Genomic DNA, 21,711 nt, shown 5'->3' with positions numbered 1-21,711 from the left:
CCATTTCCAGGCATTATGATTTACAAGCAAAAATTTTTCTATCTCTGCAAGACCCCCCTCAGCGCCGAGGGTCCCTCTGACGTCGACATTATCGACCGCGCCGATGACAGCGAACAGTTCCCCGCGCTCTTCAAGTTGTACGAGGAGAAGCGCTCCCACGCATTCAACGACGACGATCTCTACAGCATCGTGCGGGCGGACGACATCTACGACCTGATCCGCACCGGAACGCGCGAGGAGGCCCGGGAGGAGGCCTTCGAGAAGGCACGGGAGGAAATTGTGACCAACCTGCAGCACCGGGTCATGCAGGACAACGATGCCGACGCCCAGGGAATCCTCAAAGAGGTCCATGGCGTGGAATCCTGACGCCGGCGTAAAGAGCGGAATCTGAAGACGTGGCTGGAAAGCGCGATTTCTATATTGTGCACGAAGACCGCGACCTGTTCGTGGTCGACAAGCCCGCGGGCCTGCTGGCCGTTCCCATTCCCAACAGCAAGGCCAAGAACCTCTTCGACCTGGTGGCCCGTCACCTGGGCAAGCATGGAGTGCGCGTGGGTTCGGTGCACCGCATTGACCGCTACACCAGCGGATTGATGGTCTTCGCCAAGAACAAGAAGTCCTACGACCACCTCTTCGAACAGTTCAAGAACCACGAACCCGACCGCCGCTACCTGGCCCTGGTCAGGGGGCGTGTGGAGCCGGAAGAGGGCGAGCTTTTTCACCATCTGAAGCTGATTAGCGAGGGTTTCCGCAATGTGGTGGTGGATCCGGAGGAGGAGGACGCCACCCCCGCCCGCCTGAGCTGGTCCGTCCGCGAGTACCTGCACAAAACCACCCTCGTGGAGGTGAAGCTCGACACGGGACTCAAAAACCAGATCCGCGTGCAGTTTAACGAGGCGGGTCACCAGCTGGTGGGCGACCAGCATTACGCCCCGGAGGAAGAGGAGGAACCCCTGATCAACCGGCAGGCCCTTCATGCCTGGCGCCTGGCTTTCGAACATCCGCGCGGTGGACGCGAGGTGCGTTTCGAGGCCAAAGTACCCCCCGACATGATGCGCCTTATCGACCACTTCCGCTGGAAAAAAGAGATGGAGAGCGGGGCCTAGCAGGAGCGCCGGCCTACCCTTTATTCTATGACCCGCATAGGAACATTCTATGGGGAACAAGGAATGTTTTTCCGGCTAAAAATGTAGTGATGATACACTATGGAATTATCCCTCAAAGAGGCATTCATGATCAAGGAGGTAAAGAATTTCTTCTGTGAACTCATCTCCGAGATGCGCAACGATTCGGAGTGGTGCGCGGAAACCGAAAAGCGAATCAACCTGAATTAAACCTGCGGGTCAGAGCACTATGGCTGCAGTAAACAAGGACGGAGTAATAGATATGGATATCAACATTGGCATCAGCAAGGAGCATCGCAAGGCCATCGCGGGTGAACTCTCGCGGCTGCTGGCCGATTCCTACATGCTTTACCTGAAGACGCACAATTACCACTGGAACGTGACCGGGGAGCTGTTTCATTCCCTGCACGAACAGTTCGAACATCAGTACACCGATCTGGCCGAAGCGGTCGACGAGATCGCCGAACGCATCCGCGCGCTGGGACACAAGTCCCCGGGCTCCTTCAAGGAGTTCAGCGAACTGACCTCCATCAAGGAGGATACCGAGAAGCCGCAGGCTCTCGAAATGGTGCGACGGTTGGCGGTGGCCAACGAGCAGGTCCTACGAACTGCGCGCGAGGCGCTCAAACCGGCCTATGAGGCGGACGACGAAGCGACGGTGGACCTGATTACGCAGCGCCTGCACGTGCATTCCAAGGCCGCCTGGATGCTCCGCAGTCACCTGGAAGAATAAGACCGAAATCCTAACACAACTGAACGTTATGGCATCACGAGAGGAGTACATCGACAAACTGGAAACGAAGCTCCGCACCTGGAACGAGCAGATTGACGAATTGCAGGAACGCGCCGGAAAGGAGTCGGGCGAACTGAAACAGAAGTTCGAGGAACGCATGAAACAACTGCGTGAGAAACGCTCCCGGCTGAAGTCCAAGCTGGAGAAGATCCGGGAAGCGGGCGACGAATCCTTCGACCAGATCAGGGACGACGCCGAAGAGCTCTGGAACGACCTTAAAACCGGCATCTCCGAGGTACGCTCCATCCTGAAGAGCTGACCCTATCCATCCCACAAGGCATATTCCGCGTCCCGCGCCCATGCGGTGAGGCGGAATACTGCCTTTTTTCGTAAGTTGAGGCCCTTTATCATTCCCACATCCTCCCACGCATGGAAAACGTAGACGCCCTGTCCAGCTTCGTAGCCGAAAACCTGGTCTTTTACGGCATGCAAGTCATCGGCGCAGTCGCCATACTGATCGTGGGATGGCTGGCCTCCAAATGGGCGGGCCGGCGCGTGATAACCATGAGCGAAAGCTCCGGCAAGATCGACGAAACCGTGGGGCCCCTGCTGGGTAAGATTACCCGCATTGCAGTGCTGGCCGTCACCGTGCTGGCGGTGCTGGGCCAGTTCGGGGTGGAAACTGCCAGCCTGATTGCCGTGTTGGGTACCATTGGACTGGCCATTGGACTGGCCCTGCAGGGCACCCTCAGCAACATCGCTTCGGGCATGATGCTGCTTTCTCTGCGCCCCTTCAGCACGGGGGACGCCGTGGAGATCGGGGGCACATCGGGAGTGGTCGATGAGATCGGTCTTTTTGTCACCCGCATGCACAGCTTTGACAACAAGGAGATCACCGTGCCCAACTCTCGCATTTGGGGCAGCGAAATCATCAATATGACAGGCCGCGACACGCGGCGCTGCGACCTCGAGATCGGCATAGGCTACGACGACGACATTGACAAGGCCATGCGCATTATCGGCGAGGTGCTTGCCGGCGAGGAGCGTGTGCTCGACGAGCCCGAACCCCTCATTGCAGTGGGCGCACTGGGCGATAACGCCGTGGTTCTTCGCGTGCGCCCGTGGACCCGCACTCCCGATCTCTGGCCGCTGCGCTACGATCTCATCAAGGCCTTCAAGCAGCGTTTCGACGCCGAAGGAATCTCCTTTCCCTATCCCCAGCGCGACGTCCACCTGTTCCGCGAGGGTGAATAGCGCGCAGGCCGTCTGCCTGTCCACGTCACCTTCCCCCTTCCTCCGGCGGGCACGGAGTTGCGGCCTTGTATTAAGTTGCTTGGAACTATTATCTTGGCTAAACTGGATAAGGTGCGGCATGTACCTCCTGCCGTATTCCAGCACAGCCACGGGCAGCCTAACCAGGTATTGCGAGCAGCATTATGGACGAAGAGAAACCCACCACCGATTCGCAGGAGCATAAAGGCCTGGAATACTACCGCGATCTGGCCGACAAGGCCGAATCGCTGGCGTCGCAATCCGACTGGCCCTATGTAAGCATGGAGCTGGACAACGTCTCCCGGCAATGGGAGGAGGGACCCGGGGTGGAGGAGGAAGAAGCGCGCGAAGAGCTGTACCGGCGCGTGGTGGAGGCCACCGAACAATTCGAGGAGCGCAAGAAAGAGCACTACCGCAGGCAGAAGGAGCAGAAGCGCGAAAATCTGGATCGCAAGAACAAACTCCTGGACGATCTGCAGGAGATCGTAGACGCTAAGAACTGGTCCGCCACCGGTAAGGTCAAGAAGATCCGCGGCGAGTGGAGTTCCACCGGCCGCCTCCCCAAGGACGCCTCCGAGGATGAGTTGGAAAAAAGGTTTTCAAAGCTGGTGAATGAATTCAACGACCACAAGGTGGACCGCCTTGTGGAGCAGCGCCAGAAGGAGGAGGACAACCTGATGCTGAAGCTGAGCGTGCTCGACAAGATGGAGCGGGTGGCCGGCTCCATCGACGCGGAGACGGAAAACTGGAAGCAGGTCGACCGGAAGTTTGACGACCTGACCAACCAGTGGAAGAAGATCGGCAGGGTGCCCGGCGAGAAGGCCGACGAGGTGTGGGGACGCTACAAGGCGGCCCAGGATGACTATTACGATCTCATCTACGAGCACAATCCCAAACACCGCGAGAAGGTCGACAAATTCTACGGCAAGAAGGAGCAGGTCATCAGGGAGGCGGAGGCCCTGCTGGAGGCTGACGACCTGGCCAAGGCGGCCCAGAAGATCAACCGCCTGCATCGGCGCTGGAAAAAAATCGGCAACCTGCCCCAGCGGCAGGAAGACGAGCTGTGGGCCCGCTTCAAGTCAGCCAGCGACGCCTTCAATGACCGCAAGTCGGACAACATGGACCAGCTCCGCGAACAGGAGGAGAAGCACTTCGAGCAGAAACTTGAGCTGATCGAACAGGCGGAGGCCATCAAGGACACCAACGAGTGGGACGAAGGCCACAGCAAGATGCAGCAGCTCATGGACCGCTGGAAGGCCATCGGTCCCGTACCCCGCAAGAAATCCAACAAGATCTGGAAAAAGTTCAAGGGGGCCATGGACGTCTTCTATGACCGCCGCCGCGCCCATTTCAAGGAGGTCAAGGAGGAGCGCAGGGACAACCTTGAGGAAAAGAAGGAGATCCTGCAGAAGCTGCAGGAGCTGGGCAGGCACGACGATCCCATCGAGGCCGTCAACCAGGCCAAGCCCCTGCAGGAGAAATTCAAGGAGGCGGGCTACGTACCCATCAAGAAGAAAAACAAGATCTGGAAGAAGTACCGCGAGGCCTGCGACGTGATTTACGAGCGTTTCCGCGCCGCCAAGTCGGGCGATAAATTCGACCAGGAACTGGCCAAGGCGGATCTCGACCCCAAAGAGCGGTCACAGATCCAGGATCTGCGAAAGGAATTCAAAAAGATGAAGGGGGAGGTGCGCCGCCTGGAGGACAAGGTGCTCCAGATCAAGGAAAAAAAGACCTACTTCACCTCCTCCGACGACGACAATCCCCTGATGAAGGAGATCCAGGAGAAGATCGACAAGGCCGAGCGTAAGCTGGAAACCAAGCGGGACCGCATGGACGAGCTCGCCGGCCGCATGGAGGAGATCGGGGAGGACGACTAGAGGTAGATGCGCACGCCCGCAGTTCCCGTCATGTCTAAATCGGTGCCAGGCACCAGGTTCATGACGGGCGCCACCTCCAGGAACAGGTCAAGGGGCGCCCCCTCGAAGAGATAGGTGATACCCAGGGGCACGCGAAGACCCACCCTCGCGTCATCGTCGGCAAAAATCATCCGGCCGCCCAGTCCCACGTACAACATCAGCGCGCCCTCGTCCACGTCGCCGAAGTCGCTGTGCCAGAGGTAGTCCGCATGCAGGTGGAGGGCGTCGTATGGACCCACCGACCAGGCCACGCCCAGGTCGAAGGCGTTGCCGCCGCCGGTCCAGCTTTTGAAACTCAGGCCGGTGGGTTCGCCCACCATTACGCCGATGCCAAGTCCTTCGCCGGCCTGCTGTGCGTGGAGGCTGCCGGCTCCCGCGGCCAGGATGAGGGAAAGAAGAGTTGCGCTTAGTACCTTTTTCATGTTGTTGTACAGGGTTTTATCAGGGTTTGTCCATGCTCGGGTAAGAACCTCCCGCGGCACATAGTCCTTATAGGGAGGGAAAAGACAGAAGTTCCGGTCGTTTTGCCGTGCGTCGTCCGTTTCGTATTCTGTTCCGCCGGGCATGATCCGCCCGGGCATATCGTTCTCATATTTGGATATCACCCCCTGCGGTAAACGGCGAGTTCCCGCGGGACGTCCGCCGTATAAACCCAACGTATAAATCCAACCCCAATTCAAACACCGAGGCCATGGACCAGAGCTACTACCGACCCGAAGACCTGAAGAAATTTGAGGACGTCACCGAATTCCAGGAGGAGCTCGGCGAGAAGTTTTTCGACTACTACGGGGCCGTGTTCGAGGAGGGCGCCCTCACCGAACGCGAAAAGGCGCTCATCGCCCTGGCGGTCTCCCACACCGTGCAGTGCCCCTACTGCATCGACGCCTATACCGATGAGAGCCTCAAGAAAGGGGCCACGGAAGAGCAGATGATGGAGGCCGTGCATGTGGCTGCCGCCATCCGGGGCGGAGCCTCGCTGGTGCACGGGGTGCAGATGATGAACAAGACCAAGAAAATGCGCATGTAGTCCCGTAGATCCATGGTACATTCTCTCAAGGTATCCGAACACGAACTCTCCGATCCCGCGGTCCAGCTCGAGGTGCTCAACGGGCACAGCGAGCGCTTGCGGAAGCTGCCCGACTTCGAAGAGAAGCTGCGCGACCTGGGAGAGCACCCCCTGCGTCCCACCGGTATCGAGATCTTTCAGGTTAACCTGGGCTACATGTGCAACATGACCTGCAAGCACTGCCACGTGGATGCCGGACCCGACCGTGAGGAGGTGATGCCGCGCGCCGTGATGGACCAGTGCCTTCAGGCCCTGGAGGGTTCGGACATATCGACGGTTGACCTGACCGGGGGCGCCCCTGAAATGCATCCCCGATTCCGCTGGTTTGTGGAAGAACTCGCCGGCATGGACCGCCACGTCATTGTGCGCTCGAACCTCACCATCCTTACCACCGCCCCAAAGTACCGATCCCTGCCGGAGTTCTTCGCCCGTCACGGGGTGGAGGTAACCTGCTCGCTGCCTTTTTACAACCGCGAGCATACCGACCGCCAGCGGGGCGAGGGCACCTACGTCCGCTCGGTGGAGGCCCTCAAGCACCTGAACGAAATAGGCTACGGCGTGGAGGGAAGCGGACTGGAACTCAACCTGGTATACAACCCTGCGGGAGCTTTCCTGCCGGGCTCCCAGGAAGGCCTGGAGCGGGAGTTTCGTGAGAGGCTGAAGACCAAACATGATATCACCTTCAACAACCTCTTTACTATTACCAACCTGCCCATCAGCCGCTACCTGAAATTCCTTCTGGAGAGCGGCAACCTGGACGACTACATGGAAAAGCTGGTGGCCGCCTTCAACCCGGCCGCCGCGCGCGGAGTGATGTGCCGCAACACCATATCGGTATCCTGGGAGGGCTACCTCCACGACTGCGATTTCAACCAGATGCTGGAGATGAAGGTGGAAGAGGGTGCCCCCCGGCATATTTCCGGGTGGGACGAGCAAGCGCTCAACGCCCGCGCCATTCGCACCGACCGGCACTGTTACGGCTGCACCGCCGGGGCAGGGAGCTCCTGCGGAGGGGAGGTCGCATGAGGGAGGAGCGTCTGCTGATGGTTTTCGCCAAACGTCCCGAGGCCGGACGCGTGAAGACGCGCCTGGCGGAGGAGGTGGGCGAGAAGAAGGCCGTAGAGATTTATCGCCGGCTGCTGGCGCGTACCCGGGAGGTTTGCCTGGAGGTACCGGTACGGCGGCAGGCCTGGTTTGACGGGGACCTCGGGGAGGAAAGCCCCTGGGGTCCGCCCCACTTTGAGTGCCGTGTTCAGCCAGAAGGCGACCTGGGCGCGCGCATGAGTCACGCGTTCCGCATGGCGGAGGAGGAGGGCCCCCGGCAGGCGCTGCTTATCGGCAGCGACTGTGCAGACCTGCGTGCCGATCACCTTCGCCGCGCTTTCGAAGCCCTGGAGCGGCACGACCTGGTGCTGGGACCCGCCTCCGATGGCGGCTACTGGCTGGTCGGTGCACGGGCCTGGCATCCGGAGCTGTTTCGTGGTATCCCATGGAGCACGTCCGACGTGCTCGCGCGCACCCTCCAAAAAGCTGAAAGCCTGGGACTGCGGACCCGTCGCCTGGAGGAGTTGGGCGATGTGGATACGGCCGAGAACTGGCAGCGGGCCCGTCGCAGGCACGATTATCTGTCGTGAAGTTGAGCGTGGTTATACCGGTCCTGGACGAGGAGGGAGTGATCGGCCCAACCGTACGCGCGGTACTGGAGCGTGCGACGGAGGCGCCCGAGATCGTGGTGGCCGACGGGGGCAGTTCGGACGGTACGGTGAGGGAGGCTCTCGAGGCGGGCGCCGGCCGGGTGATTCAGGCCCCTCGAGGACGTGCGAGGCAGATGAACGCAGGCGCGAGCACCGCCGAAGGTGAGGTCCTCTACTTCCTGCATGCCGACACCCTTCCCCCGGAAGGCTTCGACCGGCAAATCGCATCCGCACTGGCGAGTGGGTGCTCCGCGGGTTGCTTCCGTCTCTCCTTCCGGCCTTCACACCCCCTGCTGGAGATTTATGCCTGGTTCACACGCTTCGATGTGGACGCCTTCCGCTTCGGTGACCAGAGCCTCTACGTAACACATCGACTCTTTAACAGGAGCGGTGGCTTCCGGGAGGACCACTATCGGTGATGGAGGACAACGAAATGGTGCGCCGGCTGAAGGGATCGGCGCCCTTCGCCCTGCTTGATCGCGCCGTGGTCACCTCCTCCCGCTCGTACATCCGCAACGGAGTGCTGCGGCTGCAGCTGATCTTTACCTGGATCTGGGTCTGCTACCACCTGGGCCTTCCCCAGCGGCAGCTGGCTGCGTGGTACCGGCAATGGGTGCGGTGAGGTCTGCGGCTTCGTCACCCCGGCCGCTCTCGCACAGCCACGCACACACCCAGCCGAGCCTTTTTCCGGCACAATCCGGGGCCCTCGGGGAGCCCCTCCCCTTAGCAGGCTCTGTGAGGGCAAATATTAAAATTTCGTTACTGAGGGCCTGCCATTATTTTCCAATTTGATAACATGAGAGGCCAAGACTTAATGTTTTGGTAATTTGCTGGTCCTTATCTTAATCCAGCCAGATAAAGGCGCAGTCAGCGTCAATCCAACTTCAATCAAAAGAATCCATCAATTGATTATGAATAGATACATCATACTGTTGGCAGCCATACTGCTCCCAATAGGTGTGTTTGCCCAAGGAACAACGTCCGGTACCATCGAAGGGATCGTATGGGACGCACAGGGTGAACCGCTGCCGAGTGCCAATGTCGTGGCTATCCACCAGCCTACCGGCACGCGCTTCGGAACCGCGACCCGCATCGACGGACGCTACACCATCAAGAACGTTCGCGTCGGCGGACCATACGAGGTCAGGGTGACCTTCGTGGGATACAATCCCCAGCGGAAGGAGATCGAGAACATCTCGCTGAACGAGACCGTTGAGCTGAATTTTGAGATGGAGGAGGGTTCCCTGAGCCTGGACCAGATTGCCGTTACGGCCGATGCGGACCCGGTCTTTAATGCAAATCGAACCGGTGCAAGCACCAACATCTCCCGCCAGGAGATCGAAACAACCCCCACTATTTCACGGTCGCTGCAGGACTTTACGCGACTGAATCCCCAGGTGAGCAGCGGTTACAGCTTCGGTGGCGCCAACGACCGTTACAACAACATTCTGGTGGATGGCGCCACTCTGAATGACGTATTCGGACTGGGTGAGGCCGTGCCCGGCAGTCAGGCCGGTGTCTCCTCCCCCATCAGTATTGACGCCATTGAGGAATTCAATGTGGACATTGCCCCTTTTGACGTGACCAACAACGGTTTTACCGGGGGACAGGTGAATGCCATTACCAAGAGCGGGACCAACCAGTACTCCGGCTCCGCCTACTATCAGCTCCGAAACGAGAGCTTTGTGGGGAACTACCAGTTTGACCGCGACGGCGAAACACAAAACTCCTCTGACTATCCCTCCTTCGACGAGAGTTATCTCGGCCTGAGCGTGGGCGGTCCCATCATTGAGGACGAGCTGTTCTTCTTCGTGAACGGGGAGTTCCGTCGCCAGTCCAGTCCCATCACCACCGGCATTGCCGGCAGCGGTGCGGCCAATGAATTCGCCCTGGGCTCCGACCCCTTCAACGAGATTGCCAGCATAGCCCAGAACCAGTACGGCTACAATCCGGGCGACTACTCCTCGCCTTTTACCACAGCCCAGGACAACAATAAGCTGCTGGCCAAACTGGACTGGAACATCAACGACGACCACAAGTTCACCCTCCGCTACAACTGGGTGGACGCCGTGGACGAGGAGGGCATCTTCCGTGGTTCCGACGAATACTCCTTCAGCAATCGCCAGTACAATTTCAACAGCGAGCAGCAGTCCATTGTGGCGCAGCTGCAAAGTAATTTCAGCGACAACCTGTTCAACGAGGCCCGTGTGGTCTACACCCGCATCCGCGACTCCCGCGACGTGGTGGCCGAACCTTTCCCGGAGGTGGAGATAAGTCTTCCCGACGGACAGGGTGACTTCGCCAGCATTTATATGGGTATTGACCGCTTCTCCCAGGCCAACGCACTGGGACAGGACCTGATCGAGTTCACCAACAACCTGAACTGGATTATCGGTGACCACGAGCTGACCATCGGTACGAGCAACCAGATCTTCACCTTTGACAACCTCTTCGTGCAGGACGCCTTCGGCACCTATACTTTCCGAAGCATCGAAGATTTTCGTGAGGGAGATCCCTACTCCTACCTCCACAGCCACCTGCTGCCGGGGGGCAATGAGCGGGCTAAGTTCTCCGGCATCCAGCTGGGCTTGTATGCCCAGGACCAATGGACGGTCAATGACGACCTGACCCTCACCATGGGCCTGCGTGCCGACATCCCCATTCTGCCGGACGATCCCACGTACAATCCCCTGGTGCCCGAAGCCTTTTCGGGCTACAGCACCACGCGCATCGCCAGCGGCAACGTGCTCTGGGCACCGCGACTGGGCTTCAACTGGGATGCCAGCGGCGGCGAACGCACCACCCAGGTGCGCGGCGGCGTCGGCATCTTCTCCGGAAATCCGCCCTTCGTCTGGATCTCCAACCAGTACAGCAACACGGGCGCCGACTACGGACGTATTGACCTATCAGGAGGCCAGCTGCCCGACGACTTTACCTTCCAACCGGACCCCGACCAGCAGCGTTCCGACCTCGCTGGCGTCAATACCTCCGAGGTCAATCTCCTGGAGGACGGCTTCAAATATCCACAGTCCCTCAAATTCAACCTGGCGGTTGACCAGGACCTGCCCTGGGGCATGACCGGTACCATCGAAGGCATCTATTCCAAGATGATCAACGAAGTGGTCTTCCGGAACATCAACATCGAGCAGGTGGGAACCTCCAGGTATGGAAGGCCCATTTACGGCGACATCGTTTTCAGTCCCTTCTTTGGAAACACCTCCGGTTTCCCCGAGCGGGTGAGCGACGATTTTACCAACGCCATCGTGCTGGACAATACCAGCAAGGGCTACCAGATGAGTTTGACGGGGCAGGTACAGAAACAGTGGGAAAACGGCTGGAGAGCCAGCCTGGCCTACACCTACAACCGGGCTGAGACCGTGAACAACGGTACGTCCAGCCGCGCCATCTCCAACTGGCAGTACAACGAGAACGTGGATGTGAACAATCCGGGTCTCGGCACGGCCGATTTTGAGCGCCGTCACCGGGTGCTTGGACAGCTGTCCTACCGCTTCGACTGGGCTGACCGCTTTGCGACCACCATCTCGCTGGTCTACGACGGTCGCGCAGGCGCGCCCTTCAGCTGGATCTACTCCGGCGATGCCAACGGAGACGGCCGTTTTGACAATGACCTGATCTACGTACCGGCCAGCGCCGACGAGGTGGTTATGGCCAGCGGCAACTGGAGTGCCTTCGACAGCTTTATCTCTGACCATCCCTCCCTGGACGACTACCGGGGCGACCACGTTGAGCGCGGCACCGCCCGCGAGCCGTGGTCGAACTTCCTGGACCTCCGCATCAATCAGGAGATCCAGACTTTCAGTGGACAGAGCGTGGAGCTGACGGCAAGTGTCTTCAATGTGCTCAACCTGCTGAACAGCGACTGGGGCGTGCAGAAGTCGATCAACGGCTTCAACAACTACCAGCTGCTCGCTTTCCAGGGATATGTCGACCAGGATTTCATCAACAACAATCCGCAGTACAACCTGGGCGGCGGTGACCTTGGGAAGCCCATCATGAGCTTTGACGAGGATAACGTCACCGATGATGAGCTTTACAGCATCAACGATCTGAGCTCCCGCTGGCAGCTGCAACTGGGTATCCGCTACTCCTTCTAGGATCCGGCGGTACCCGGCAGATTTTACGGGCGGCCTCGATGCACATCGGGGCCGCCCTTTTTTATATTAAAGGCATGGAGCGGCGTTTTGCTTCCGTTCCGGTAATTTTATCATATACCTCTTGACCCACTGCCCATGCGTACCCAGATCTTCCTTTTTATCCTGATCCTGACCGCGGGGGGCTGTACTTCCGGACCCGATGCCAGCAAAACTACCGGCCAGCCTGAACTCAGGCCCTTGCTGCTGGTCTCATTCGACGGTTTCCGTCACGACTACCTGGACCTGGCTGATACCCCGGTTTTTGACTCCCTTTCAGGCGAGAGCGTGCGTTCGCGGGGACTCATCCCGGTCTTCCCGACCAAGACCTTTCCCGGTCACTACAGCATCGCCACGGGGCTTCATCCCGGCCACACCGGACTCATCGCCAATACCATGTACGACCCGCGCCGTGAGGCCTGGTTCCGCATCTCCGACCGCAGCGCGGTGGAGGACCCCTTCTGGTACGACGGCGAGCCCATCTGGAATACGGTGGAGAAGCAGGGCGGGCGCGCCGGCACCATGTTCTGGGTGGGCTCGGAGGCCCCGGTGCAGGAGATGCGTCCCACCTGGTGGAAGCGCTACGACGGGAGCATGCCCAACGAGGCGCGCATCGACACGGTGGTCAAATGGCTGTCGCTGCCCGGGGAGGAGGCGGCGGACCTGGCCACCCTCTACTTCGACCTGGTCGATGCGGCGGGACACGACTACGGCGTGCCCTCGGACTCCCTGCGCGCGGCCATCCGCGAGGCCGACCGGCTGATGGGCTACCTCATGAAGAGGCTGGGGGAGGAGGGACTCGCCGGGCGCGTCAATCTGCTGGTGGTCTCCGACCACGGGATGACCGCCCAGTCGGCCGAACGCATCATCGTGCTGGACGAGATCGTGGACCTGGACCATACCGAGCGGGTGATGTGGGACCCGGTGACGTGGATAGAGCCGAAGGAAGGGATGGAGGACTCCCTCTACCGGCAGCTGAGCGCGGCGGCCGACGGGGGACCCTTTCGGGTCTACCGCAAGAATGAACTGCCCGAACGTTTCCGGCTCTACGGGCACCCGCGGGTGACCGGCCTGGTGCTTGTGGCCGATCCGGGCTACACCGTACTGCGCAGCGACTGGCGGCGGGATTTTGTCGCCTCCCTCCCGGGGGCCACTCATGGCTACGACAACGCCCTCCCCTCCATGAGGGGGTACTTCCTGGCGACCGGTCCCGCCTTCCGGTCCGACACCACGGTGGAGGCCTTCGGCGCCATTCACCTCTACGAGCTGATGAACCTGGTGATGGGCACCAAGCCCGCCCCGAACGACGGCAGCCCCGACTCGGTCCGCGTGCTGCTGAAAGATCCGCGCTGAGGGCCAGAAAAGATTGCATCTAAGGCGTGAAGCCGAGATATTTAGTCCGAATTTCAACCAGAGCAGAACTTCGAAGCGATGGCCTATATCGTCACCGAGCCGTGCATCAACTGCAAGTACACCAACTGCGCGGCCGTATGTCCGGTGGACGCCTTTCGCGAGGGTCCCAACTTTTTGACCATCGACCCCCTGGAATGCATCGACTGCGACGCCTGTGTGGCGGAGTGCCCGGTGGAGGCCATCTACCCCGACGACGAGGTGCCCCTGGAGTGGGAGTACTATATCGAACTGAACGAGCGCCTGGCCGAGAGCTGGTCGTCGTATGTTATCAACGAGACCAAGGAGACGAATCCCGACGCCGACGACTGGGCCGAGGTGGAGGATAAACGGGAACACCTGCAGGAAGAGTGGGACTGACCGCCGTTGGCTGACTCTCCGAACATCCCGCCGCGGCGCTTCGAACTTCGTGGACGCAGCCTTAATCTCTCCCAGCCGGCGGTGATGGGCATCCTGAATGTCACCCCCGACTCTTTTTCCGACGGGGGGCGCCACAACGACCCTTCCGATGCTCTCGCCCGCATTGAAGCCATGGCCGTGGAAGGGGCCGATATCGTCGATGTGGGTGGGGAGTCCACCCGCCCCGGCGCCGAGCCCGTGAACGAAGAGGAGGAGCTGCGACGCGTCATGCCCGTGCTGGAGGCTGCGCTGCCGCGATTTCCGGCCCTTTTTTTCTCCGTCGATACCACCAAGTACCGCGTGGCGGAACGGGCGCTGCAGGCGGGCGTACATTTTGTGAACGACGTAAGTGGACTCCGCCGCGAGCCGCGGCTGGCGGAACTTTCGGCCTCCCATGGCGCTGCACTGATAATTATGCACGCGCAGGGCGATCCGCAGACCATGCAGGACGAACCCGCCTACGGCGACGTGACGGGCGACATTTTTGCCTTTTTCGAGCGACAGGTCCGCTTCGCCCTGGAGAAGGGGCAGCAGCGGATGGTGCTGGATCCCGGCATCGGTTTCGGCAAAACCCTGGAGCACAACCTGGAAATCCTGGCTAAATTTGACAAATTCATGGATTTGGGCTATCCATTGATGGTGGGCGCCTCACGTAAATCGATGTTCGACCGGCTCCTGGGCGGAAGGGAGACCGGCAGCCGCCTGGCCGGTACCCTGGCGGCCCACTACCATGCCATGACCAAAGGGGCGCGCATCATCCGGGTGCACGACGTTCGTCCGGCAAAAGATTCCGTTTTGGTGTATAATGCCCTAACCTCCTAACCTTTACCGCTCTCCAGATGCCCATTGGATTCCTGGAATTCGGCGTAAAGGACTTCATCGAAGTCCTTATTATCGCCATGGTGCTCTTCTACCTCTATCGGTGGATACGGGGCACGTTTGCCATCCAGGCGGCTGTGGGACTGGTTTTTATTATTATCATCAACGCCCTGGTGAGCGCCATGGGACTCACCACCATCAACTTTATCCTGCGGCGCATCCTGGACGTGGGGGTGCTGGCAGTCTTCATTATCTTCCAGCCTGAAATCCGCAAGCTGCTCTACAGCCTGGGCCAGAACACCAATCTGGACCGTCTCTTCATGCGCACGAACTCCGAGACGGTCATCGATGAGGTGATCGACGCGGTTCGCAACATGTCGCACTCCAAGACGGGCGCACTTATTGTTTTCGCCCGGGCCTCTTCCCTGCAGGACCTGGTGGACGTGGGCGTGAAGCTGGACGCCCGGGTTAACAGCGAGCTGCTGCAGACTATCTTCAACAAGCACACGCCTTTGCATGACGGTGCCGTGGTGATCCGTAACAACCGCATCGTGGCCGCCAGCTGCTACCTGCCCATCTCCCAGAACCAGAACATCTCCTCGGTCTTCGGCACACGTCACCGGGCGGCGGTGGGCATCACCGAAACCAACAACGTCTTCGTGATCGTTATTTCCGAAGAGACCGGCCGTATCTCCATCGCCCGCAACAGCTCGCTCACCAGCGGACTGACTATCCAGAAGCTGCGCACCGAGATGAACAAGGCCCTGGGCGATCAGAAAATGGAGGACGATGATGTAGCCTTCACCCCCTCGCAATCGGAGCTAAATCTGGGTTAACATTTGCCCGGCCTCTTCGTATCAGGTTTCGGACAACCCGAAACCAAGGTTCTTTCACCCATGGCTCCTCGCATAAGACTGCTTTTCACCCTGCTCATTGCCCTTGTTACCTTTCCGGCCGTCGCCCAGGATAGCCGGGAATTCAACATGGACGAGACCTTCGCGGTCGATGCCGGCGGATCCATCGTCCTCGACAGCAACGATGCGGAGGTGGAGATCCGGGGCGCCGATCGCAGCGACGTGCATGTGGTGGTGCACTACCGGCGTACCTCACGGGGCGTGCAGATCGGTGGCGACCGCGATTTCGAAATGGTGGCCGAGGAGCGCGGCGGCGACCTGGTGCTGCGCGAGCGTATCCGCGGGGAGAGTGATTTCAACATCTCCCTGGGCTCCGTCGAAGAGACCTACCGCATCACCATCGAGGCCCCGCGCTGGGTGAACCTGGATTTGAACGGGGACGACGACAACTACTCCATTCGGGGTATAAACGGTGACATTGCCATCAACGCCGAGGACGGCGATCTCTGGCTGCAGGATTGCGGCGGCTCCTCCTTCCGATTTACCCTGGACGACGGGGACCTGGAGATGGACGGGGGACGCGGCGAGCTGATCCTCCGCTTCGAGGATGGCGACGTTGACATTCGCAACGGGGCGTTCACCGACATCCGCACCGACGCCGACGACGGGGATCTTCGCCTGGAAACGTCGCTGGCCGACGACGGGAGCTATCGTTTCGATTCGGAGGACGGCGACCTGCATCTCTATGTAACAGAGGGGGGAGGGGAGTTCGTCGTCGACCACGACGACCCTTCGGTGAGGGCCTCATCGGCCTATGAAAAGCTGCAGGAGGAGGAGTACCGCAGCCGCTGGCGACTGTCCGGCGGGTCGGCGCGGGTGGACCTGCGGACCGACGACGGGAGGGTCTACCTGGACGTATGGTAGCGCTCCAGCAGCAGCGAGGCTGCGCGGGAGGAGCTCATCTCTCCGCCTAGAACCGCCTGCTCCACCTCCTCCAGTTTCTCACGGACTGCTTCCGATCGGTAGAAGTCGTCTTCCAGCCGGCCCCGTATCGTCTCTTCCATCCAATGCCTGGCCTGTCTGCTGCGCTTTTCCGAAAACCATCCACTCTCCCGGGAATGGGCGAGGTATTCCTCCACCGTCTCCCAAATTTCCGCAACGCCCTCGCCCTCCAGGGCGGAGCAGGTGGTGACCCGCGGCTTCCAGCCCGACTCGGGCGTGGGGTAGAGGTGAAGGGCGTTCTTGTATCCGCGCAGCGTGCGGGTGAGATCGCTGCTGGAGACGCTGTCGGATTTGTTGACGGCAATGAGGTCTGCCATCTCCATGATGCCGCGCTTGATGCCCTGCAGCTCGTCGCCAGCCCCGGCCAGCATGAGCAGCAGGAAGAAGTCTACCATGGAGTGGACGGCCGTTTCCGACTGGCCCACCCCCACGGTTTCGATGAATACCGTATCGTAGCCTGCCGCCTCGCACAGAAAGACCGTCTCGCGGGTCTTGCGCGCCACCCCCCCCAGGGAACCTCCCGTCGGGGAAGGGCGGATGAAGGCGTCCGCTTGATTGGCCAGGGTCTCCATGCGGGTCTTGTCGCCCAGGATGCTTCCCTTCGTGCGGGTGCTGCTGGGGTCGATGGCCAGCACCGCCAATCGGCGTCCCTCCTGTTGCAAAAGGTGGTTGCCCAGGGCTTCGATGAAGGTGCTCTTGCCCACGCCCGGCACCCCGGTAATGCCCACCCGTACCGACTGGCCTGTATGGGGGAGGCAACCCTCGATGATCTCCGTAGCCAGCTCCCGGTCGCCCGGACGCGTGCTTTCGATAAGGGTAATGGCGCGGCTCAGCATGGTCCGGTCGCCCTGGCGGATGCCCTCCAGGAAGTCATCGGCCGAGCTCGGGGCGGGTCCCCCTCTCCGGCTTCCCCGAGATCGGGCGTCCATGGAGGTCGGCGACTGCTGATGGAGAGGCTGCCGCCCTGTTCCGTTGCCCTCGTCGCCGCTCATGAGTGCTCCTCCCCGCCGGTGCGGTCCATCAGCACCTGCAGGATCTGCAGGGCGGCCTTGGATATGACCGTGCCGGGTCCGAAAATGCCGGCTACGCCCTTTTCATAGAGATGATCGTAGTCCTGGCGCGGAACCACCCCACCCACGATGACCAGGATGTCGTCGCGCCCCAGCCTTTCCAGTTCCTCGAGTACTTTCGGGACCAGTGTTTTGTGTCCCCCGGCCAGACTGGAGACGCCCAGGATGTGCACGTCGTTTTCCACGGCCTGCTTTGCGGCCTCGGCCGGGGTCTGGAAGAGGGGGCCGATGTCCACGTCGAAGCCCAGGTCGGCGAAACTGGTGGCGATTACCTTGGCGCCCCGGTCGTGTCCGTCCTGCCCCATCTTGGCCACCATGATGCGGGGGCGGCGTCCCTCGCGGTCGGCAAAGGCGTCGGCTTTTTCGCGGGCCTTGCGGAAATGTTCGTCGTCGCTTATTTCGGATGAATACACGCCGCTGATCGATTGAATGTTTGCCTTGTACCGGCCGAAGACCTCCTCCATGGCCGTGGAGATCTCCCCGAGGGTGGCCCGGCTGCGGGCGGCCTCCACGGCGGCGGCCAGCAGGTTGCCCTCCCCGCTTTCGGCCACCCTTCGCAGCTCGCGCAGGTCGCGTTGGACCTCTTCGTCGTTGCGTTCGGCCTTCAGGGCTTCCAGCCGTTCCACCTGCTGCCGGCGCACCCTGGTGTTGTCCACTTCAAGTATGTCAATGGGGTCTTCTTTGTCAAGGGTATATTTGTTGACGCCCACGATGATGTCCTTGCCGCTGTCGATGCGGGCCTGCTTGCGGGCGGCGGCCTCCTCGATGCGCATCTTGGGGAGCCCTTCCTCGATGGCCTGCGCCATGCCGCCCAGCTCCTCCACCTCCTCGATAAGCTCCCAGGCGCGGCGGGCGATGCGGTCGGTCAGGTACTCCACGTAGTAGGAGCCGGCCCACGGGTCTACCGCATGGGTGATGCCCGTCTCCTGCTGCAGGTAGATCTGGGTGTTGCGTGCAATGCGGGCCGAAAAATCGGACGGCAGGGCGATGGCTTCGTCCAGGGCGTTGGTATGCAGGGACTGGGTGTGTCCCAGTGCCGCCGCCATGGCCTCGATGGTTGTGCGGGTGACGTTGTTGTAGGGATCCTGTTCGGTCAGGCTCCAGCCGGAGGTCTGGCAGTGGGTGCGCAGGGACATCGACTTGGGGTTCTGAGGGTCGAAGCGCTTTACGATCTTGGCCCAGAGCATGCGGGCGGCGCGCATCTTGGCGATTTCCATAAAATGATTCATGCCGACGGCCCAGAAAAAGGAGATGCGCGGGGCGAAGTCGTCGATGTCAATTCCCGCCTCCATGCCGGTGCGCAGGTACTCCAGGCCGTCGGCCAGGGTATAGGCAAGCTCCAGGTCGCAGGTGGCCCCGGCCTCCTGCATATGGTAGCCGCTGATGCTGATGGAGTTGAATTTGGGCATGTGCTCGGAAGTGTAGGCGAAAATGTCGCCTATAATCCTCATGGAGGGCTTGGGCGGGTAGATGTAGGTGTTGCGCACCATGAACTCCTTGAGGATGTCGTTCTGTATGGTGCCCTTGAGCTGTTCGGGTGCCACACCCTGCTCCTCGGCAGCGACGATGTAGAAGGCCATGACCGGGATGACCGCCCCGTTCATGGTCATCGACACCGACATCTCGTCAAGCGGGATATCGTCGAACAGGATGTTCATGTCGCGGACGGAGTCGATGGCCACGCCCGCCTTGCCCACGTCGCCCGTCACCCGCTCATGGTCAGAGTCGTAGCCGCGGTGGGTAGCCAGGTCGAAGGCTACGGAGAGCCCCTTCTGTCCCTGGGCCAGGTTTTTGCGGTAGAAGGCGTTGGACTCCTCGGCCGTGGAGAAGCCGGCGTACTGGCGTATGGTCCAGGGCCGGAGGGCGTACATAGTGGCGTAGGGCCCCCGCAGATAGGGAGGGATGCCCGCGGCGTAGTCCAGGTGGTGCACCCCTTTCAGGTCAGCGGCCGTGAAGCGCGGTTTCACAGGGATCTGCTCCGGGGTCTCCCAGATCTCCACGCGCGACTCCTCGCTGCTGCGGCCGCCGGGGCCGGGCGCGTCCTTTCGCCGGGTGTCGAGGTCGATCTTGGAAAAGTCGGGTCTCTTCATGCTCGGTCGTATTCGGTTAAGGGGCAATGCCCAGCCTGCGGTGACATTCGCGCAGGGTCTGCAGTACGTTGCTGCGGGCGTGGATGAACAGGTCGGCCAGATCCGGATCAGGTACGGTCTCCGGCCTGCCGGCCAGCACAAGCAGGGGCGGGTTTTCCAGGGCACGAAGCTCCCCCGCTACCGCGGGCAGCAGCTCGGCGTAGGCCTCGTCGGAGCTGCAGAGCACGGCTACGTCGGGAGCCGCATCGCGCACCGCCTCCACCGCTTCATCAGCCGATTCGAAGCCGATGGGGTCCTCGATTTCATAGCCGGCGCAGCCCAGCAGGTTTACAGCGAAAGAAGAGCGCGCCTTGCGCATCCTGCGGTCGCCCAAGGGCAGGGTGAGGACGGAGGGGGCGCGGCCGGCCGCCTCGGTGGCCAGGCGAAGCTCCTCGAAGGCCTCGGCGCCGCGGTAGGGCCGGAGCGGCGCGATCTTCTGCCGGCCGGCGTCCAGAAGGGAGGTGGCCAGGTCGCCCATGCCGGCGCCCTCGAGCAGGCACTCCGCCATGGAAGGCACCAGCCGGTCGGGATCCGGTTTGGGCGCTTCCTCGGAGGGAGCGACGGAAACAGTGCGGTGCCCCCGGCCGGCAGCCCGTTCGCCGGCCTCTCCGTCCGGGTCGGGGTAGTGGTTGGTGCCCACGAAGACGCGTTTCCCGAAGGCCACCGCGCGGTCGCGCTCCTCGCGGGACTCCCCGGCGGCGGCCTGAAGGAAGCCCCCTTCCACCGCCTTCAGCAGTCCGCCCTGGGCCTCTACTTCCCGGAAGTGTTCCCAGGCTCTTTCGGCCAGTTCTTCGGTGAGATGCTCTATGTAATAGGAACCCGCCGAGGGATCGGCCACCCGGTCCAGGTACGCCTCCTCTTTCATGATGATCTGGGAGTTGCGGGCGATGCGCCTTGAAAAGTCGTCGGGCCTTCCAATGGACTCGTCATAGGGCTGCACCACGAGGGCGTCGGCGCCCGCCAGCGCGGCGGACATGCCCTCGGTGGTGGTGCGCAGCATGTTGGTGTGGGGATCGTAGAGGGTCTTGTTCCAGGAGGAGGTCTCGGCGGTCAGGAAGGCGTGCGGCGGCTGGTCGATGTCCCATGCCCTGCAGAGATTATGCCAGAGCAGGCGCAGGGCGCGGAATTTGGCCATTTCAATGAAATAGGCAGAGCCCGCGGAGAGGCAGAAATGGATGCGGGGGGCGACGGCCCCGGGTGCCAGGCCCTCTTCGCCCAGATGGGCCAGGTACTCGCCGGCCGCCGCCACTCCCCAGCCAAGCTCCTGGGCCGCGCTGGCGCCGGCGCGGTGGTAGATACGAGCGTCCACGCCGAGGCATCGCAGCCGGTCGAGTCCCCATTGTTCCGCAGCCTCCAGCAGCGCGGCTGAAGAGCGGTGGGGCGCCTCGCCCTCCATGGGCAGGCGGCCGTGCTCCAGGGCCCACGACACGGGATCGTGCAGCAGGGTGAGGCGTGCCGCCTTGAGATCGGTTCCGCGCCGGTCCAGGGTGTTGCGCACCATGGCCAGCACAGCGGGGGAGGCGATGGCGGCATCGAAGTGCAGGGGTGTTTTCCGCGGGTCTATCTCCTCCAGCAGGCGGTCCATGTCGTCCTGTCCGCGCAGGGCCAGTCCGCTCTGGTCGCCCCCCAACATCCCGTCGAGAGTCTCCAGGCGCAAGTGGAAACGCAGGGCCTCGGCTCCGCGGGAGAGGGCGCGGCGCGCGGCGTCGTTGGCCTCGGCGGGATCCTGCTCGTAGATTTCCTCCACGAGAGACCAGCCCGGCCTGTTGTCCACCGTCTGCGGTCCTTCCCGCGGAAGGTCCTCCCGCCGGTAGAAGGGCAGGGGTGCTACGCCCTCACCTGACTTCCAGCGCAGTTTGTCGGTATAGTCGGCTCCTTTGAGGTCGCCTTTGATGACCTCCTCCCAAGCCTCGCGGGAGACGGGAGGAAATTCGGGGAACAAGTCGCTCTGCTGCTCGCTCATAGACAAGGTGGTTAAGTTGGAATAAAAAATAACGAGGGAATACGGGTTTTACTAACGCCTTCCGGTCACCGCAATGGGTCGGGGGATGCGTTCGGGTACGCCCGGA

At 61.3% G+C, this 21,711-nt stretch carries 21 protein-coding genes; 17 read left to right on the top strand and 4 right to left on the bottom strand.

The genetic code is table 11. The features are described from left to right. The first annotated feature begins 15 nt into the window (after nt 1-15). The 6 genes from U5K31_07130 (at nt 16) to U5K31_07105 (ending at nt 5,009) form a co-directional block, all read left to right on the top strand. Nucleotides 16-366 carry a hypothetical protein gene (locus tag U5K31_07130; GenBank protein MDZ7772495.1) on the top strand — a complete coding sequence of 117 codons (351 nt, stop codon included), beginning with the start codon at nt 16-18 and terminating at the stop codon, nt 364-366. A 29-nt stretch (nt 367-395) separates the two neighbouring features. Beyond that, nucleotides 396-1,106, top strand: coding sequence for an RluA family pseudouridine synthase (locus U5K31_07125; protein MDZ7772494.1), 711 nt, complete (start codon nt 396-398; stop codon nt 1,104-1,106). A 280-nt stretch (nt 1,107-1,386) separates the two neighbouring features. Beyond that, entirely contained in the window at nt 1,387-1,857 is a 471-nt protein-coding gene (locus U5K31_07120; GenBank protein MDZ7772493.1) for a Dps family protein, read from the top strand. A 28-nt stretch (nt 1,858-1,885) separates the two neighbouring features. Then, nucleotides 1,886-2,176: a hypothetical protein gene (locus U5K31_07115; GenBank protein ID MDZ7772492.1), complete on the top strand. Its 291-nt coding sequence runs from the start codon at nt 1,886-1,888 to the stop codon at nt 2,174-2,176. A 110-nt stretch (nt 2,177-2,286) separates the two neighbouring features. Then, entirely contained in the window at nt 2,287-3,111 is an 825-nt protein-coding gene (locus U5K31_07110) for a mechanosensitive ion channel (GenBank protein ID MDZ7772491.1), read from the top strand. 182 nt (nt 3,112-3,293) lie between these two features. Then, nucleotides 3,294-5,009 carry a DUF349 domain-containing protein gene (locus tag U5K31_07105; GenBank protein MDZ7772490.1) on the top strand — a complete coding sequence of 572 codons (1,716 nt, stop codon included), beginning with the start codon at nt 3,294-3,296 and terminating at the stop codon, nt 5,007-5,009. Here U5K31_07105 and U5K31_07100 read toward each other — a convergent pair. Beyond that, entirely contained in the window at nt 5,006-5,470 is a 465-nt protein-coding gene (locus tag U5K31_07100; GenBank protein MDZ7772489.1) for a hypothetical protein, read from the bottom strand. The two genes, U5K31_07105 and U5K31_07100, sit on opposite strands and share 4 nt — an antisense overlap. 269 nt (nt 5,471-5,739) lie before the next feature. Here U5K31_07100 and U5K31_07095 point away from each other — a divergent pair, with 269 nt between their 5' ends. The 11 genes from U5K31_07095 to U5K31_07045 all read left to right on the top strand — a co-directional run bounded on the left by U5K31_07095 (nt 5,740) and on the right by U5K31_07045 (nt 16,365). Next, the gene (locus U5K31_07095) at nt 5,740-6,075 is read left to right on the top strand and encodes an arsenosugar biosynthesis-associated peroxidase-like protein (protein MDZ7772488.1); all 336 of its coding nucleotides are present in this window, start codon (nt 5,740-5,742) and stop codon (nt 6,073-6,075) included. A 12-nt stretch (nt 6,076-6,087) separates the two neighbouring features. Next, complete coding sequence (arsS, locus tag U5K31_07090; protein MDZ7772487.1) at nt 6,088-7,140, top strand: arsenosugar biosynthesis radical SAM (seleno)protein ArsS; 1,053 nt, start codon at nt 6,088-6,090, stop codon at nt 7,138-7,140. Continuing rightward, nucleotides 7,137-7,748 (top strand): TIGR04282 family arsenosugar biosynthesis glycosyltransferase, encoded by a 612-nt coding sequence (locus U5K31_07085; protein MDZ7772486.1) that lies wholly within the window; start codon nt 7,137-7,139, stop codon nt 7,746-7,748. Before arsS ends, U5K31_07085 begins: the two co-directional genes overlap by 4 nt. After that, on the top strand, nt 7,745-8,227 hold the full coding sequence (locus U5K31_07080) for a glycosyltransferase (GenBank protein MDZ7772485.1): 483 nt from the start codon (nt 7,745-7,747) through the stop codon (nt 8,225-8,227). The genes U5K31_07085 and U5K31_07080 overlap by 4 nt, the downstream gene beginning before the upstream one ends. Further along, entirely contained in the window at nt 8,224-8,430 is a 207-nt protein-coding gene (locus tag U5K31_07075; GenBank protein MDZ7772484.1) for a hypothetical protein, read from the top strand. Before U5K31_07080 ends, U5K31_07075 begins: the two co-directional genes overlap by 4 nt. A 289-nt stretch (nt 8,431-8,719) precedes the next feature. Continuing rightward, the gene (locus tag U5K31_07070) at nt 8,720-11,923 is read left to right on the top strand and encodes a carboxypeptidase regulatory-like domain-containing protein (GenBank protein MDZ7772483.1); all 3,204 of its coding nucleotides are present in this window, start codon (nt 8,720-8,722) and stop codon (nt 11,921-11,923) included. Nucleotides 11,924-12,058: 135 nt separating this feature from the next. Then, the gene (locus tag U5K31_07065) at nt 12,059-13,312 is read left to right on the top strand and encodes an ectonucleotide pyrophosphatase/phosphodiesterase (protein MDZ7772482.1); all 1,254 of its coding nucleotides are present in this window, start codon (nt 12,059-12,061) and stop codon (nt 13,310-13,312) included. A gap of 78 nt (nt 13,313-13,390) precedes the next feature. Then, nucleotides 13,391-13,729, top strand: a complete 339-nt coding sequence (locus U5K31_07060; protein MDZ7772481.1) for a DUF3470 domain-containing protein — start codon at nt 13,391-13,393, stop codon at nt 13,727-13,729. 6 nt (nt 13,730-13,735) lie between these two features. Further along, a complete protein-coding gene (gene folP / locus U5K31_07055; GenBank protein ID MDZ7772480.1) occupies nt 13,736-14,590 on the top strand; it encodes a dihydropteroate synthase in 855 nt (284 codons plus the stop codon). A 17-nt stretch (nt 14,591-14,607) separates the two neighbouring features. Further along, nucleotides 14,608-15,423 carry a diadenylate cyclase CdaA gene (gene cdaA, locus U5K31_07050; protein MDZ7772479.1) on the top strand — a complete coding sequence of 272 codons (816 nt, stop codon included), beginning with the start codon at nt 14,608-14,610 and terminating at the stop codon, nt 15,421-15,423. A gap of 60 nt (nt 15,424-15,483) precedes the next feature. After that, entirely contained in the window at nt 15,484-16,365 is an 882-nt protein-coding gene (locus U5K31_07045) for a DUF4097 family beta strand repeat-containing protein (protein ID MDZ7772478.1), read from the top strand. Here U5K31_07045 and meaB read toward each other — a convergent pair. The 3 genes from meaB to U5K31_07030 are packed head-to-tail and all read right to left on the bottom strand — an operon-like array spanning nt 16,347 to nt 21,605. Then, nucleotides 16,347-17,435 (bottom strand): methylmalonyl Co-A mutase-associated GTPase MeaB, encoded by a 1,089-nt coding sequence (gene meaB, locus U5K31_07040; GenBank protein ID MDZ7772477.1) that lies wholly within the window; start codon nt 17,433-17,435, stop codon nt 16,347-16,349. The two genes, U5K31_07045 and meaB, sit on opposite strands and share 19 nt — an antisense overlap. Then, nucleotides 17,432-19,603: a methylmalonyl-CoA mutase gene (scpA, locus tag U5K31_07035; GenBank protein MDZ7772476.1), complete on the bottom strand. Its 2,172-nt coding sequence runs from the start codon at nt 19,601-19,603 to the stop codon at nt 17,432-17,434. Before scpA ends, meaB begins: the two co-directional genes overlap by 4 nt. Nucleotides 19,604-19,619: 16 nt before the next feature. Then, nucleotides 19,620-21,605 carry a methylmalonyl-CoA mutase family protein gene (locus U5K31_07030; GenBank protein MDZ7772475.1) on the bottom strand — a complete coding sequence of 662 codons (1,986 nt, stop codon included), beginning with the start codon at nt 21,603-21,605 and terminating at the stop codon, nt 19,620-19,622. Between the last annotated feature and the right edge of the window lie 106 nt (nt 21,606-21,711).

The organism is Balneolaceae bacterium, from assembly GCA_034521445.1.
Classification (GTDB): domain Bacteria; phylum Bacteroidota; class Rhodothermia; order Balneolales; family Balneolaceae; genus JAXHMM01.
The sequence above is the reverse complement of the archived record's forward strand: the minus strand, read 5'-3'. Positions and strand labels throughout refer to the sequence as shown.

What these genes read in the sequence shown, in the direction of transcription:
- arsS (MDZ7772487.1), top strand. Translation starts at nt 6,088, where the DNA reads ATGGTACATTCTCTCAAGGTATCCGAACACGAACTCTCCGATCCCGCG.
- U5K31_07110 (MDZ7772491.1), top strand. Translation starts at nt 2,287, where the DNA reads ATGGAAAACGTAGACGCCCTGTCCAGCTTCGTAGCCGAAAACCTGGTC.
- meaB (MDZ7772477.1), bottom strand. Translation starts at nt 17,435, where the DNA reads ATGAGCGGCGACGAGGGCAACGGAACAGGGCGGCAGCCTCTCCATCAG.
- U5K31_07115 (MDZ7772492.1), top strand. Translation starts at nt 1,886, where the DNA reads ATGGCATCACGAGAGGAGTACATCGACAAACTGGAAACGAAGCTCCGC.
- cdaA (MDZ7772479.1), top strand. Translation starts at nt 14,608, where the DNA reads ATGCCCATTGGATTCCTGGAATTCGGCGTAAAGGACTTCATCGAAGTC.
- U5K31_07045 (MDZ7772478.1), top strand. Translation starts at nt 15,484, where the DNA reads ATGGCTCCTCGCATAAGACTGCTTTTCACCCTGCTCATTGCCCTTGTT.
- U5K31_07120 (MDZ7772493.1), top strand. Translation starts at nt 1,387, where the DNA reads ATGGATATCAACATTGGCATCAGCAAGGAGCATCGCAAGGCCATCGCG.
- scpA (MDZ7772476.1), bottom strand. Translation starts at nt 19,603, where the DNA reads ATGAAGAGACCCGACTTTTCCAAGATCGACCTCGACACCCGGCGAAAG.
- U5K31_07030 (MDZ7772475.1), bottom strand. Translation starts at nt 21,605, where the DNA reads ATGAGCGAGCAGCAGAGCGACTTGTTCCCCGAATTTCCTCCCGTCTCC.
- U5K31_07060 (MDZ7772481.1), top strand. Translation starts at nt 13,391, where the DNA reads ATGGCCTATATCGTCACCGAGCCGTGCATCAACTGCAAGTACACCAAC.
- U5K31_07070 (MDZ7772483.1), top strand. Translation starts at nt 8,720, where the DNA reads ATGAATAGATACATCATACTGTTGGCAGCCATACTGCTCCCAATAGGT.
- U5K31_07105 (MDZ7772490.1), top strand. Translation starts at nt 3,294, where the DNA reads ATGGACGAAGAGAAACCCACCACCGATTCGCAGGAGCATAAAGGCCTG.
- U5K31_07130 (MDZ7772495.1), top strand. Translation starts at nt 16, where the DNA reads ATGATTTACAAGCAAAAATTTTTCTATCTCTGCAAGACCCCCCTCAGC.
- U5K31_07095 (MDZ7772488.1), top strand. Translation starts at nt 5,740, where the DNA reads ATGGACCAGAGCTACTACCGACCCGAAGACCTGAAGAAATTTGAGGAC.
- U5K31_07065 (MDZ7772482.1), top strand. Translation starts at nt 12,059, where the DNA reads ATGCGTACCCAGATCTTCCTTTTTATCCTGATCCTGACCGCGGGGGGC.
- U5K31_07085 (MDZ7772486.1), top strand. Translation starts at nt 7,137, where the DNA reads ATGAGGGAGGAGCGTCTGCTGATGGTTTTCGCCAAACGTCCCGAGGCC.
- U5K31_07100 (MDZ7772489.1), bottom strand. Translation starts at nt 5,470, where the DNA reads ATGAAAAAGGTACTAAGCGCAACTCTTCTTTCCCTCATCCTGGCCGCG.